Origin of the sequence: Zunongwangia mangrovi (assembly GCF_900112105.1) — a bacterium.
GTDB classification, from domain to species: Bacteria; Bacteroidota; Bacteroidia; order Flavobacteriales; family Flavobacteriaceae; genus Zunongwangia; species Zunongwangia mangrovi.
In genome coordinates this window covers 151,752-166,429 of the sequence record NZ_FOKV01000008.1, presented here as the reverse complement: position 1 = coordinate 166,429, position 14,678 = coordinate 151,752, and the positions used below count along the sequence as shown (strand labels likewise).

The window sequence follows — 14,678 nt, the reverse complement described above, 5'->3', positions numbered from 1 at the left end:
TAGAATCTTAAATTGATATTATGAGCAATAACGAAACATACGAAAGGGTTTACACCGGTAGCGAGGTAAACGTACAATATTTACAGGAATTATTTAATAAATCTGGAATTTCTAATCGTGTACGTAACGATATGGAATCTGGTTTAAGAGCAGGTTTTGGTGGCGGAATCCCAGGACAGGTTCAGCTTTTTGTAATTAAAAGTCATTTTGATGAAGCTGCCGCTATAGTAAAAGCGACATTCCCAAATGATGTAGCCGAACATGAGTAAAGAAAAATTGCCTTCTAAAGGCCGTAATTACGCGTATCTAGCCGTTGGTATTTTTTCGCTTGGATACGGTGCATATCGCGTGATTAGTTTATACGAAAATTACCAGAAATATGAACTTCAGTTTGCGATTGCTATTGGCTTTGTAGCTGCTGGAGTAATTTGTATCTATAGGTTTTTTAAATCTTTAAAGTAAACTACCTCGTGGCGAGTCCTCGAGGCATTTGTTGGAAACAAATTTTTAATTTCGAGGCAAGCCTCTGGGTATTATACCCTTTGGCGGTGCCAATAAAAAAGCGGCTTTTAGCCGCTTTTTTATGTTTTCGATCTATTATTTTACCACTCGATTACAGCACTAGCCCAGGTAAATCCACTACCAAAAGCAGCTAAAACAAGTGTATCGCCTTCTTTTATTTTCCTCTCTTCCCATGCTTCAGTTAAAGCAATAGGAATAGACGCTGCGGTTGTATTCCCATATTTCTGAATATTATTATATACCTGATCGTCTCTTAATTTGAATTTCTGCTGAATGAATTGCGAAATCCTAAGATTAGCTTGATGCGGAATTAGCATATCAATATCACTTACGTCCATTCCATTAGCTTTTAATCCTTCCATAATAACTTCAGAAAAACGAACCACGGCATTTTTAAATACAAATTGGCCGTTCATATAAGGATAATAAGGAATATCTTTCAACTGGCTTTCATCTCCTGCCGCCTTATTTTCAGCAATGATCTCTGGAACCCAATGATTGGTACTAGGCCCTTTTAGACTTAGTTCTAATGCATGTTTCCCTTCAGAATGTAAATGAGTAGATAAAACTCCCTGCCCATTATGGTCACTTCTGGTTAATACCGCTGCTCCTGCTCCATCTCCAAAGATCACAGAAACAGAGCGCCCACGTGTTGTAAAATCTAAACCACCACTATGATTTTCACTTCCTATTAAAAGGACATTTCTATACATTCCTGTCTTGATAAATTGATCTGCTACAGAAAGTCCATAAATAAAACCACTGCATTGATTACGAACATCCAGTGCGGGGCAGGTATGGATATCCAACATTTCCTGTATTTGCACACCGCACCCAGGGAAATAATAATCTGGGCTTAAAGTCGCAAAGATGATCAAATCTATATCGTCTTTACTAATATTTGCTCTTTCTAAGGCAATTTTGGCAGCTTTTGCTCCCATTCCTGCCGTAGTATTTCCATCGCCTTTTTTAATATGCCTTCTTTCTTTAATTCCTGTTCGTTCCTGTATCCAGGCATCATTAGTATCCATTATTTTGGATAGATCATCATTGGTCACCACATTCTCTGGCACATATTTTCCTAATCCGGCAATTTTAGACTGATACATTCAGTTTATTTTTAAATTATTAAAAATTTATCCTCTTAAATTTAGTAAATATCTAAATTCTTAGGCTTGCAATATAGTAAAGATTAACATTTTATAGAATATCTTATCTTAGTACAACTAATATTCTAAAACCAATCCAATGAAAAAACAAATCATCGTTTATTTTCTATGCTTTGCTGCTTCTATTTTCAGCAATTATGCACAGGAAAATCTCACTTATCAAAAGCCACCAAAACCAATATTAGATCTGGTAGACGTGCCATTAGCTCCCGGAACTTATATTAATAGCAAGGGAGATCTTATGTTATTTCTTTACCGCGATCAATACAAGACTATTGCAGAACTAAGCGAGAAGGAATTACGTCTTGGTGGTTTACGAATTAATCCGGTAACCAATATTAGTAGCCGGGCTCGCTATTACAACGATATAAAAATAAAAGCTTTTAAAGCTGATGAACCTACAAACGTAAAAGGTTTACCTGAGAACCCAAGAATAGCAAATCTTAGCTGGTCCCCAAATGAAAAGAAACTCGCCTTTACACATACCTCTGAAACCGGAGTAGAATTATGGGTTATAGATATTAAATCTGCCACAGCCAAAAAACTTAGCGATGCTAACTTAAATGCCAATATGGGAAATACTATTAACTGGTTTAAAGATAGTGAAGCAATACTTGTTAAAATGCTGCCGGCAGATCGTAAAGAACTTATAGACGAAGCTATGGCAGTGCCAACAGGACCAACGGTTAGTGTAAGCGATGGTAAAGAAGCACAAAATAGAACGTATCAGGATCTTCTGAAAGACCCGAATGATGAATATAATTTTGAGCAGCTTGCAAGATCTTCTTTATTTAAAGTTGATCTGGATGGACATACCGAAGAATGGATGAAAGCTAAAATGTACGATGATATAAGCTTTTCTCCAGATGGGGAATATGTTATGATAACTACCATTAAAAAACCATTTTCTTACCTGGTGCCTTATTATAGATTCCCTGCAGAAACCAATATTTATACAACCGATGCCAGCCTGGTAAATATGGTGAATGATGTACCGCTTTTGGAAGATCTGCCACAAGGTTTTATGTCTACTCAGGAAGGTCGCAGAAGCCTAAATTGGCGAGCAGATAAACCTGCGACTTTAATTTACGCCGTGGCTTTGGATGGTGGTGACCCTGAAGTTGAAGTAGATCATCGCGACCAGGTTTTTATGTTAGAAGCTCCATTTGACGGAGAAGGAAAGGCTTTCTTCAAAACCATAAATCGCTATAGCGGAATTATGTGGGGTGATGATAAAACTGCTATTGCCATGGATTACTGGTGGAATACAAGAAATAGAAAAACCTACCTGATCGATCCATCGAAAAATAATGAAGATCCTAAAGTTCTTTTTGATAGAAATTACCAGGACGTTTACAGTAATCCAGGAAATTTTGTAACGCATAAAAATGACTTCGGAAGATATGTTTTAGAACTTGACGGGAAAGATGCTTATTTAATTGGTGCTGGCTATTCTGAAAAAGGACAATATCCATTTATTGATAAAATTGATTTATCAACTGGCAATACCAACCGACTTTACCAATCTACTTTTGAAGATAAAAAGGAAAGTATCGTTGAAGCTTTAGATATGGACAAAGGTGAAATACTGGTAAGAATTGAAGCTTCAACAGAGTATCCTAATTATTATATTAGAAACATCAAGAAAAAAATTGGTTTGCAGCAAATCACTAATTTTGAAAATCCTTTTAAAAGTTTAGAAGAAGTAAGTAAAGAAGTGATCACCTACAAGCGTGAAGACGGTTTAGAGCTGAACGGGACACTTTATTTACCTGCGGGATACGATAAAGAAAATCCTGAAAAACTACCTATGATCATGTGGGCATATCCAAGGGAGTACAAGGATAAAAATTCAGCTTCACAAAACACTAGTAATGCAAATGATTTTACCTATCCTTATTACGGTTCTCCTATTTATTGGGTAAATAAAGGTTATGCCGTTTTAGATGATGCCGCGTTCCCAATTATTGGCGAAGGTGACGAGCAACCAAATGATACTTTTAGAAAACAGTTGGTAGACAATGCGGCTGCGGCTATCGACGCGGTAGATAAGATGGGATTTATCGATCCAGATCGTGTTGCAGTTGGCGGGCACAGCTATGGTGCTTTTATGGTGGCTAACCTATTATCACATTCTGATCTTTTTGCTGCCGGAATTGCGCGAAGTGGAGCCTACAATAGAACATTAACGCCATTCGGTTTCCAGAGTGAAGAGCGAAATTACTGGGAAGCACCAGAAGTTTACTATACCATGTCTCCATTTATGCATGCCGATAAAATGAAAACTCCCTTACTGTTAATTCATGGAGAAGCCGATAATAATTCGGGAACCTATCCTATGCAAAGCGAGCGCTATTTTAACGCATTGAAGGGACTTGGGGCTACTGCCAGACTAGTAATGCTACCTAAAGAAAGTCATGGATACAGTGCAAAAGAATCGGTTTTACATGTTCTTTGGGAACAAGATGAGTGGTTAGAAAAATATGTAAAGAATAAACCAAAAACCGATGTAAAAGCCAGTAAGGAAGAAATCCAGGATTAGTTAAAACCAACACTAATTTTTAAAAGCCTTCTGAAAATTTTCAGAAGGCTTTTTTTAATAAGAAAAGCGCAATTTCTAAGAATAAAATTGCGCTTTTCAACCTAACCAATAAATCAAAATATTACACTATAAGTAATCACGGAATCTATTTATTTCTACTTTAGCTTCCAGATCATGTAATAAGTTATAAAGTCCGAAGAAAGTCCTGTTTATATAAAGAAAATGCTTACTTCCGCGATTCCCGTTCATCTTTCTCAATTCTTCGTCCTTGCTGTATTTCTCACTCAATTTTGTAATCGAATTCCAAAAGCTCTCATCTGAAAAGTCAAAAGTTTCAGAGTGAAACGGACTCGTAAATAAATTCAGCATTTCATGAAATAATGCCGAAAAATATCGAATCTCGTTTTCAGTATCGTCTTTCCTTAAAATTTCAAGTTCATATAATTTCTCATTGAAAAATTCAGGATTATTAATGTTTTCTTTTTTAGCTAATTCAAAATAAGGCACATAAAAATCATCTGGCACTTTCTTAATACAACCAAAATCGATAGCGATCAAATTTCCTACTTTATCGACTAAAAAATTACCGGGATGAGGATCGGCATGCACTTCTTTTAACCCATGCATCTGGAACATGTAAAAATCCCACAAGGCCTGTCCTACCTTATTTGCCTTTTCCTGATCTTTATTTGATTTGGCAAAGTCACTTAGATGCTGGCCATCCATCCAATCCATCGTAATAATTCGCTCGCTGGATAGTTCTTCGTAATATTGCGGAAACTTAAGATTTGGAATGTGAGCACAAGCTTGCGAAATCTCCTTACTCTGCTTCACTTCCAAAATATAATCTGTTTCTTCTAACAGCTTCCCTTCTACTTCTTTAAAGTATTTTTCGGAATCTTTTCCCTGAAGATTAAACATTCTGGTCGCAATTGGTTTTACCATTGCTAAGTCTGAACTTATACTATCGGCCACCCCGGGATATTGGATTTTCACAGCAAGTTTTTTCCCATTTTTTGTTGCCCGGTGTACCTGCCCAATACTTGCAGCATTAACAGATTGCGAAGTAAATTCGTCGTATAATTCTTCAGGGTAATTTCCGTTATATTTCTTGAAGGTTTTTCTTACTAAGGGAGCAGATAGTGGTGGTACGCTAAATTGTGCCAAACTAAATTTCTCTACATAAGCGCTTGGCAGCAAACTTTTTTCCATCGAAAGCATTTGTGCAACCTTAAGCGCACTACCCTTTAAGCTTTTTAAGCCATCATAAATATCACTCGCATTATCGCGATCTAGATCGTCACGAGTAAGCTCTTTATTGAAGGCTTTTTTACTGTAATATTTTAAATAATTCCCACCAATTTTTGCTCCGGTTTGTACCAATTTGCTGGTACGACCAATTTTACCTGTAGGTATTTTATCTATCGATTTCATTTAATTTTTCCTTTAATGCCTTTCGGCCTTTTCATAGCAATTTTTTGAAAAGCTTATTTAGCCATTCTTTCTTTGTATAGAAATTTTCCGAAATCTACCACACGTTCTAAAGGTGTATTATCAAAAACATCGAAAACCGTATTTACAGATTTCTCGATAGCCACATCTGTACTTTCAAATTGTGCAGAGTTGTCGTCCATCCAAAATTTCATTAAGAACAATAACTGTATCCAGGCTGCTTCAGAAAACACTTCATCTGGCTGCTGTAGGAACTTCAGTGTTTTATCCTTATTTCCTTCCTCGATCAATCCTTTAGCAAAAGATTTTACGTTTTTACGCAATCCCTTAAGTTGCTCTAGGTTTTTAATTGGTTTTGGATCTTTTTTCAGTGTAAATAACACATAACTTCTATTCGCGGTAAGCACTTCAAAAAAAGTATAATAGAAAGTCAGCATTTTTTCACGGTTAGTGAAGTTTGGATACTCCGGACTTTTTTCGATAACATTTTTGGCATTTAGATAAAACTTTTTCCAAATTCCTTTTTCTAAGCCTTCGAAACTTCCGTAGAAATTATAAAACTCTTCTTCACCAATTTTGTTCTCTTTACAAAATTTATAAACCGTCTTTGGAGCATGCTCATTTTCCAGCACATAATCCATGTAAAGGCTTATTAATTTATCTGAATCTAATTTCTTTTTAGCTGTGGTTGTTTTCTTTGTCGTCGCCATAATTTCTTTTTCTCTTGTTCAAATATAGTAATTGTTTAACCTATAACTTAATTAGTTAAACAAAATGTTTGTTAAAAATAATATCTCTCCAGATTGAAGTTCAAAAAATTATCTTCTTTCGCCATTTACATTTACAAGTCTTATGCCAAGTTGGCAGCAAACCTCTAATGGTATTTTTTTTGGTTAATAGAAACTGAATTTGATAATAAAAACTAAAAATATATGGCAACTGGAAAGATTAATGTATCTGTAGATAACATTTTCCCGCTGATAAAGAAATTCCTTTACAGCGATCACGAAATTTTCCTAAGAGAGTTAATTTCTAATGCTACCGATGCAACTTTAAAATTAAAGCACCTTACTAATATTGGTGAGACCGATGTTGAATATGGTAATCCTGTGATCGACATTAAAGTGGATAAAGAAAATAAGAAAATCCACGTGATCGATCAGGGTATTGGGATGACCAAAGAAGAAGTTGAAAAGTACATTAACGAAGTAGCTTTTTCTGGTGCAGAAGAATTCCTTGAAAAATATAAAGATTCTGCCAAAGACAGCGGAATTATTGGTCATTTTGGGCTTGGTTTTTATTCTGCTTTCATGGTAGCCCATAAAGTTGAAATTATTACCAAATCTTACAAAGATGAACCTGCTGCACATTGGACGTGTTCTGGTACAACCGAGTTTACTTTAGAAGGTTCTGATAAACAAGAACGCGGAACGGAGATTATCCTTCACGTAAATGAGGATGACGAAGAGTTCTTAGAAGAAAATAGAATCGAAGAGCTATTGGTGAAGTATAATAAGTTTATGCCAATCCCAATTCGCTTTGGAACTAAAGAAGAAACTATTCCGCTTCCAGATGATGCACCTGAAGATGCAAAGCCAGAAACCAAAACGGTAGACAACATTATTAACAATCCAGATCCTGCTTGGACAAAGCAGCCTACAGATCTGGAAGATCAGGATTATAAAGATTTTTACCGTGAATTGTATCCAATGCAGTTTGAGGAACCTTTATTCCACATTCACCTAAATGTAGATTATCCGTTTAATCTTACCGGGATTCTTTATTTCCCAAAGATGTCTCAGGATATGAACATCCAGCGTGATAAAATCCAGCTTTATCAAAATCAGGTTTTTGTAACCGATAATGTTGAAGGTATTGTACCTGAATTTTTAACGATGTTACGCGGAGTTATAGATTCTCCGGATATTCCATTGAACGTTTCTCGTTCTTATCTTCAGGCAGACGGTGCGGTGAAGAAGATTTCAAGCTATATTACCAGAAAAGTTGCTGATAAATTAAAGTCACTTTTCAATAATAGTCGTGAAGATTTTGAAGCGAAATGGAACGATATTAAGGTAGTTATCGAATATGGTATGCTTACTGAAGATAAGTTTTATGATAAAGCGCAAAAATTTGCTTTATACCCAACCATCGATAACGAATACTATACTTTTGAAGAGTTAAAAGAAGCTATCAAAGGAAACCAAACCGATAAAGATGGTAACCTGGTTGTACTTTATGCTTCGAACCAGAATGAGCAACATAGCTATATTCAGGCAGCGAAAGAGAAAGGATACAAAGTATTGCTATTAGATTCGCCTATTATTTCTCACTTGCTACAAAAATTAGAATCTTCAGAAGAAAAGATCACTTTTACCAGAGTAGATTCAGATCATGTAGATAATTTAATCAAAACAGATGAGGAGAAGATCTCTAAATTATCTGATGATGAGAAAGAGAAATTAAAAGGTGATTTTGAAAAAGTAGTACCAAAAGAAAATTATACCATTCAAATGGAAGCGATGGATAGTACTGCTGCTCCACTTATGATCACTCAGCCAGAGTTTATGCGTAGAATGAAAGAGATGCAGCAAACCGGCGGTGGCGGAATGTTTGGAATGGGTAATATGCCAGAGATGTACAATCTTGTGGTAAACACCAACCACCCATTAACTTCTGAAATTTTAAGTGCAGACGAGGAAACTCAGCAACGTCTAATTAAACAATCTTTAGACCTTGCCAGACTTTCACAAAACTTGCTTAAAGGTGAAGAACTAACTGCTTTTATTAAGCGTAGTTTCGACATGGTGAAATAGAAATTTCATATCATTAGTTTATATTAAAGCGCTGTTTCAATTTTGAAGCAGCGCTTTTTTTATTGGCACCGCCAAAGGGAACAATATCCAGAGGCTTACCTCAAAATTAAAAATTTGTTTAACGAATGCCTCAAGAGCTTGCCCCCAGGTATTTTACTCTATACTGAAAGTTTTACATCAAAATTGCTACTAAGGTAAAAATCAAAACAATGAAAAAACTACTTCTATTTTCTACAATCTTAGTTCTATTCGCCTGTAAAGATAATTCTGAATCTACTTCTTCTGAAGAAAAAATAATGACAGAACCCGATGGCGGCATTGGTGATGGTGCGATTTCTCCCGCAATGCAATTCCCAATCGCTATTGAAAATGCACATAAAAAGGATGAATTTTTAAAGCATAAAGCCGTACAGTTTGACATCGCTTTGATCTTTGGCGGTAACGAACGTTTAAATGCGAAAATCACCACGCTAACCAATTCAGGAAAAATTAAAATTGAAAAAGAGGATAGTTCTACTCTAACTTTCGATGGTGAAAATGCATGGATTGCACCTGCTGCTAAAAATTATGAAGGAGCAAGATTCGACATGTTTACCTGGCAATATTTTTTTTCCCTACCATTTAAACTTACCGATAATGGCACAAATTGGGAAATGCCAGAACAGCGAATTATGGATAGCAGCAAGGTAAATTCGGCTAAATTGACCTTTGGAGAAAATGTAGGAGATGCGCCAGACGACTGGTACGTAATCTATCAGGCAGAAGATAAAAAACTAGCTGCTGCGGCATATATTGTAACACTAAACAGAGAAGTAAGCACTGCGGAAGCAAATCCACATGCCATAAATTATCATAACTATGAAACTGTCGACGGAGTTCCATTCGCTACAAAATGGACCTTCCATAACTGGTCTCAGGAAAACGGAATCGAAAATGAAATTGGCGAAGCCAGAATCTCAAATATCAAATTTGTAGATTCTGATGACAAATTTTTTGAAGCACCTGAAAATGCGGAGGAAGTCAAGAAGTAAAACTTCAATTTAGTTATTGAATGCAATTGAAACTTGAAAAAAATCTCTATCTAAAATCAACAATTTTACAGGGCAATAGGAATAATATTTCTATAAACTACTCTGTAAAATTGTTGTACATCGTAGGGTTTTACGATAATATCGTTCATACCGGCACTGTGAATTTCTTCTCTAATTTCTTCTACCTCAACTGCGGTAAGTGCTACAATTGGAATCTCTTCGTTGAATTTTCTAATTTGCTGTGTAGCTTCCATACCTGTGATTCCCGGCATATTCACATCCATTAGTACGAGATCAAAAGCTGTGCTCTTCACTTTTTCTACCGCTTCATGACCATCTTGGGCAATTTCACAAACAAAGCTTTTCTGCTCTAAAATACGCTTGGTCACCACCTGGTTTATTCGGTTATCATCAACGATTAAGATTCGGTTTTGCAATTTTGAATCCAAATCATCTGCAAGATCGACCTGTAAATCTTCAATTTTTGACACTGGAACGTCTGCTTTATTCAAGTCCTTTTTAAACTTGATTGTATAACTAAAACAAGATCCTTTATTTTCTTCACTTTCCAGGTGAATATCTGAACCAAATAATTTAAGCATCTTTTTCACGATTGGTAGACCCAATCCTGTTCCCTGGTAATTATAGTTAGTAGGCTTCAACTGCGAAAATTCTTCAAAGATCTCCTTTTGTTTACTTAAAGGGATTCCTATTCCATCATCTTTCACTTCAAATTTAATAGCTAAAAATTCTTCGGAATCTTCAACAATTTCATCTTCTACATTAACTTTTATCCAAATATTACCACGTTCTGTAAACTTAAGTGCATTCCCCACCAGGTTTACCATGATCTGAGATAAACGTACTGAGTCTCCCATTAAAAATGAAGGGATATTTTCGTCAATTTCAAGATGAATGGTATTTTTATTCTGAATTCTGGTAAACTCAAGCGTCTGCATAATACTTTGCAGCAATTCTCTAAAATTGAAAGAAATACATTCTAATTGTACTTCTTTAGATTCCATTTTATTGATCTGGAGCACGTCATTGATCAAGGCCAGTAAATAATCTGCCGAGAATTTTAATGATTTTAGATCTTTTTGATGATCTTTTAATCCCTTATCTTCTAATAGCAATGAGGTTAATCCAATTACACCGTATAAGGGTGTTCTTAATTCATGACTTACTGTAGAGAAAAACTGTGTTTTAAGATTTGAAAGTCGCTCGGTTTCTTCTTTGGACTTTCGTAATTCTGTATTCTTTTCCTGTAATTCTGCAATTAGTGTTTTTCGCGATCTATTTATTCTATTTAAAAAGATAAGAATGATAAATAATACGATCGCTGCAACGATTAAAAGAATTAGTTTCTCATTAGATTTAGCGATTATCTGCTCCTGGTAAACTTTTTCCTGTTTTGCTAATTCTAAATTTTTCTGATATTCACTAACATCAAATCTGGCGTTTGCCGACTGGATCTGTGCAGTTTTACTATGCTCAAAAATTTCAGATTCATATTCATTTTGAGTTTTTAAGGCCTGGTAAGCTTCTTTAAACTCTCCATTTCTAAAAAGCATTTCGGCATACCATTTATAGGTTTCAGCTCCTTCGTAAGCAAGGCTATCTTTATTTACAATTCTGGTAGACCTTTCGAAATAAGCTTTAGCAGAATCTATTTGGTTGGTTTCTGTAAAATATCTTCCGTAGAGCATATCCAATTCAGCATCCAGATATTCAAAATTCTGACTTTTAAGAACAGTTTTTGCGCTGTCTAAATATTCCTTGGCTTTACCTGGCTGGTTTTTATCCAGGTATGTCCACGCAATATTGATATTTGGCGCTATTAATTCTTCCTGATTATTCAATTTGGTTGCGAGATCTATTACTCGTTTATAATAAGAAATTCCCTTAAGATAATTGTCTTTAGTTTCAGAATAGATATTCCCCATATTATTGTACGCCCACATAATAAGCGTATCGTTTTTTGTGGAATTTGCATATTCTAAAGCCCGCTCGTAATGCGATTTTGCACGTAAAGTATCTCTTAATTCTTCATAAGCGACTCCCAGATTGTTGTGCCCATGATATAAATAATAATCGCTACCAAGAGAATCTGCTAAATGAATAAGATCCATAGAAGATTGAATCCCTTCATGATAATTATAATCTACAAAAAAATCTATGGAATGATTAAGCAAATCTTCTAAACTATCCTTTTCAACCTCTTTATTCTGAGCGGTTAGAGGCAGAATAAAGAAAATTATAAAGAGTGAAGTAAGCAGTAGTTTTCGTATCAAGACCAAAGGAAATAGTTAGCGACATCCAGCGCGGAAAATTACTCTATTTAAGATAATTACACAAAAAAATGTGCTAAACTAGCTAAATTAGTTTTAAAAGTATTCTTATTAAACTTAATAAAGCTATCTTCCTTAAAAATTAGTACTATGAAATATCCCTGGCATCTCTATTTAATGGGAATTATGTATGTAATTGCCGGTATTAATCATTTTATCAAACCAAAAATGTATGTGAAGATCATGCCGCCTTACATCCCGGCTCATCTTAACATGGTTTACTTAAGCGGTATCGCAGAGATCGTTTTAGGTATTGCTGTTTGTTTTGCCATGACTAAAAATTATGCGATTTATGGGATTATCGCCATGTTGCTTGTTTTTTTCACCGTTCATTTTTATATGCTTTCTTCTCCTGAAGCCGGAGCCGGAATACCAAAATGGATATTGATCCTTCGTATTCCGTTGCAATTTTTATTAATTTGGTGGGCATGGTTTTATTTAAAGTATTAATATGACTGAAGAAATAGAACTTCCTAAAGCGAATTTAATTTATGATTCGCAATTTCTCGATGCTGATTTTTCTCAAAAACTTTTCAAAGAACTTTACACCCAAACCAATTGGATACAGGAACCTATCAAAATCTTTGGTAAAGAAATGATGCAACCACGATTAACGCATCTTTTTGGAGAGAAATCTTATTCCTATTCCAACATAAAAATGGATCCTGAGCCGTTTCCTGAAATGCTTCAGCAATTAAAAAATAAACTCGAAAACTTTACAAAATCGACATTCAATGTTTGTCTTGTTAATTTGTATCGAGACGGGCAGGATAGCATGGGCTGGCATAGCGATGATGAAAAAGAATTGGGCAAAAATCCAACAATTGCATCGATAAGTTTAGGTGGTGAGCGTATGTTTCACCTTCAGCATAAAACAAAAAAGGAGCTAAAACAAAAATTTGTCTTAGCTCCCGGTAGTTTATTAATTATGGCAGGAGAAACCCAACATTTTTGGAAACATCAGCTTCCTAAAACTAAAAAAAAGGTTGCTCCAAGGATCAATCTTACCTTTAGGCAGATTTTGGACTAATTATAAATATCATTAAGCACTTTCGCTAAACGAATACCTCCTCTTTGCAACTGCTGTCTTACCGTAGGAAACCACTCGTACATATATTTATAACTAAGATCGTTATCTTCTTCAACAGATTTGTATAATTTTTCGGCAAGACTTCGGCTTTCGTACACCCAATCCAACAATTCACCTTCCTGAATAGCTTTTACCTGGTATTTGCTTAACTCGTCTCTATTCTCAGCAAGTTCGGTATAACTCATTTGATAAGAATCGATCATTTTGCTATCCCAAACACTGTGTATATTGGTCTTTTTTCCAAACCACTCTACATCTACTCTATTTCCACCAAGATCGACTGCATGACCAACATGAAAAGGTTGGTGAAGATCTCCCACAAAATGAACCAGCATTTTAAGATAGAATTGCTTATCCTCTCTACTTGCATTCTTATCCTTTAAAACCTCAACACATTTTCTAATTCCCATCACCAGGTCACCGTCTTCACTGGCCGTTTCTGGATCGTATTCGGTTGCATTTGGATCTAAATTCACATAATGCCAGGGGCTGTATTTTCTATAAGCAGGATCACTTTTAATATCGTCTCCATGATTGGCTACAAATGCCAAACTATGCCCATCTAATAATTTCTCGATAGCTTTTTGTGCTTTTCTAGACAGGTGTACCTGCGCAATTTCGCCAGTAGTTCTGTGTCCTGTTTTACCCCAATCTGCATCATTTGCAAATGAAAACTGACTAATAAATACGACTACAAATAGGATTAATAATTTCTTCATTCCAGATAAATTTTAGCGCAAATATAACCAAGCTTAAGTAATTTAAATGTTAAACCTCGAATCTGTTAATTTTTAATTCAATATATTTATAATATCAATTTAATATCAATTAAACTACTATATCATGACACAGGAAAAATCTTCATCGCCATCGAATGGCTATTTTATGTTATTTGTCTTCATTGTTCTATTCTTCGGAAGTATTTTTGGCTTAATCGCCTTTAAATTACCCTGGTTTATCTTAGGAATTGTGATCGCTCTTTTTCTAGCTCCCGGTTTTTTACTGGTAAACCCCAACGAATCCAGAGTACTTCTATTATTTGGGGATTACCGCGGAACGGTTAAGAAAAACGGACTTTTTTGGACAAATCCTTTTTACACCAAAAAGAAAATCTCACTACGTGCTAGAAATTTTGATAGTGAGCGATTAAAAGTGAATGACAAGCTGGGGAATCCTGTAATGATCAGCACTATTTTAGTTTGGCGTGTTCGCGACACCTACAAAGCTTCTTTTGATGTTGATAATTTTGAAAACTTCGTAGTAGTACAAACAGATGCTGCGGTTAGAAAATTAGCCAGTTTGTATCCTTACGATAATTTTGCAGATGAAGGTTTAGATGAAGATATTACGCTACGAAGTAGTATGAACGAAGTAAGTGATGCTTTAGAAAAAGAGTTGGAAGAACGCCTAGAAATTGCTGGGATCGAAGTATTAGAATCAAGAATTGGTTACTTAGCTTACGCCAATGAAATTGCCAGTGCGATGCTGAAAAGACAGCAAGCTACCGCTATTGTTGCCGCTCGCCATAAAATCGTAGAAGGTGCGGTAAGTATGGTAGAAATGGCTTTGGATGAATTAGGCAAAAAAGAGATCGTTCATTTAGATGAAGAACGCCGTGCGGCAATGGTAAGCAACCTGATGGTAATTTTGTGTGGTGATAAAGATGCATCGCCGGTAGTGAACGCAGGAACACTAAACCATTAAA

13 protein-coding genes are annotated in these 14,678 nt (G+C 35.6%); 8 read left to right on the top strand and 5 right to left on the bottom strand.

Annotation, left to right across the window (positions count from 1 at the left end; translation table 11 throughout):
• The first annotated feature begins 20 nt into the window (after nucleotides 1-20).
• Both BM201_RS15440 and BM201_RS15435 read left to right on the top strand, forming a co-directional pair.
• Nucleotides 21-269, top strand: coding sequence for a putative signal transducing protein (locus BM201_RS15440; protein ID WP_092544213.1), 249 nt, complete (start codon nucleotides 21-23; stop codon nucleotides 267-269).
• On the top strand, nucleotides 262-462 hold the full coding sequence (locus tag BM201_RS15435; RefSeq protein ID WP_092544211.1) for a hypothetical protein: 201 nt from the start codon (nucleotides 262-264) through the stop codon (nucleotides 460-462). Before BM201_RS15440 ends, BM201_RS15435 begins: the two co-directional genes overlap by 8 nt.
• Before the next feature lie 140 nt (nucleotides 463-602).
• On the opposite strand, the gene BM201_RS15430 is transcribed toward BM201_RS15435, so the two are convergent.
• On the bottom strand, nucleotides 603-1,631 hold the full coding sequence (locus BM201_RS15430) for a 3-oxoacyl-ACP synthase III family protein (RefSeq protein ID WP_092544209.1): 1,029 nt from the start codon (nucleotides 1,629-1,631) through the stop codon (nucleotides 603-605).
• Between the two features lie 139 nt (nucleotides 1,632-1,770).
• Here BM201_RS15430 and BM201_RS15425 point away from each other — a divergent pair, with 139 nt between their 5' ends.
• A complete protein-coding gene (locus BM201_RS15425) occupies nucleotides 1,771-4,233 on the top strand; it encodes an alpha/beta hydrolase family protein (protein WP_092544207.1) in 2,463 nt (820 codons plus the stop codon).
• A 126-nt stretch (nucleotides 4,234-4,359) separates the two neighbouring features.
• Here BM201_RS15425 and BM201_RS15420 read toward each other — a convergent pair whose 3' ends face one another.
• Complete coding sequence (locus BM201_RS15420) at nucleotides 4,360-5,667, bottom strand: ABC1 kinase family protein (RefSeq protein WP_092544205.1); 1,308 nt, start codon at nucleotides 5,665-5,667, stop codon at nucleotides 4,360-4,362.
• A gap of 53 nt (nucleotides 5,668-5,720) precedes the next feature.
• Nucleotides 5,721-6,395 carry a TetR family transcriptional regulator C-terminal domain-containing protein gene (locus BM201_RS15415; protein WP_092544203.1) on the bottom strand — a complete coding sequence of 225 codons (675 nt, stop codon included), beginning with the start codon at nucleotides 6,393-6,395 and terminating at the stop codon, nucleotides 5,721-5,723.
• A gap of 222 nt (nucleotides 6,396-6,617) precedes the next feature.
• Here BM201_RS15415 and htpG point away from each other — a divergent pair, with 222 nt between their 5' ends.
• Both htpG and BM201_RS15405 read left to right on the top strand, forming a co-directional pair.
• Nucleotides 6,618-8,501 carry a molecular chaperone HtpG gene (gene htpG, locus BM201_RS15410; protein WP_092544201.1) on the top strand — a complete coding sequence of 628 codons (1,884 nt, stop codon included), beginning with the start codon at nucleotides 6,618-6,620 and terminating at the stop codon, nucleotides 8,499-8,501.
• 209 nt (nucleotides 8,502-8,710) lie between these two features.
• Nucleotides 8,711-9,532 carry a hypothetical protein gene (locus BM201_RS15405; protein ID WP_092544199.1) on the top strand — a complete coding sequence of 274 codons (822 nt, stop codon included), beginning with the start codon at nucleotides 8,711-8,713 and terminating at the stop codon, nucleotides 9,530-9,532.
• 65 nt (nucleotides 9,533-9,597) lie between these two features.
• Here the strand turns inward: BM201_RS15405 and BM201_RS15400 are convergent, their stop codons facing one another.
• A complete protein-coding gene (locus tag BM201_RS15400) occupies nucleotides 9,598-11,826 on the bottom strand; it encodes a tetratricopeptide repeat-containing hybrid sensor histidine kinase/response regulator (RefSeq protein ID WP_245758668.1) in 2,229 nt (742 codons plus the stop codon).
• Nucleotides 11,827-11,973: 147 nt separating this feature from the next.
• Between BM201_RS15400 and BM201_RS15395 the strand changes: the two genes are divergently transcribed.
• Both BM201_RS15395 and BM201_RS15390 read left to right on the top strand, forming a co-directional pair.
• Entirely contained in the window at nucleotides 11,974-12,333 is a 360-nt protein-coding gene (locus BM201_RS15395; RefSeq protein ID WP_092544195.1) for a DoxX family protein, read from the top strand.
• 1 nt (nucleotide 12,334) lies between these two features.
• On the top strand, nucleotides 12,335-12,913 hold the full coding sequence (locus BM201_RS15390; protein ID WP_092544193.1) for an alpha-ketoglutarate-dependent dioxygenase AlkB family protein: 579 nt from the start codon (nucleotides 12,335-12,337) through the stop codon (nucleotides 12,911-12,913).
• Here BM201_RS15390 and BM201_RS15385 read toward each other — a convergent pair.
• Nucleotides 12,910-13,692 carry a S1/P1 nuclease gene (locus BM201_RS15385; protein WP_092544191.1) on the bottom strand — a complete coding sequence of 261 codons (783 nt, stop codon included), beginning with the start codon at nucleotides 13,690-13,692 and terminating at the stop codon, nucleotides 12,910-12,912. The genes BM201_RS15390 and BM201_RS15385 overlap by 4 nt on opposite strands.
• Before the next feature lie 124 nt (nucleotides 13,693-13,816).
• On the opposite strand from BM201_RS15385, the gene BM201_RS15380 reads away from it, so the two are divergent.
• A complete protein-coding gene (locus tag BM201_RS15380) occupies nucleotides 13,817-14,677 on the top strand; it encodes an SPFH domain-containing protein (protein WP_092544189.1) in 861 nt (286 codons plus the stop codon).
• Nucleotide 14,678 lies beyond the last annotated feature (1 nt).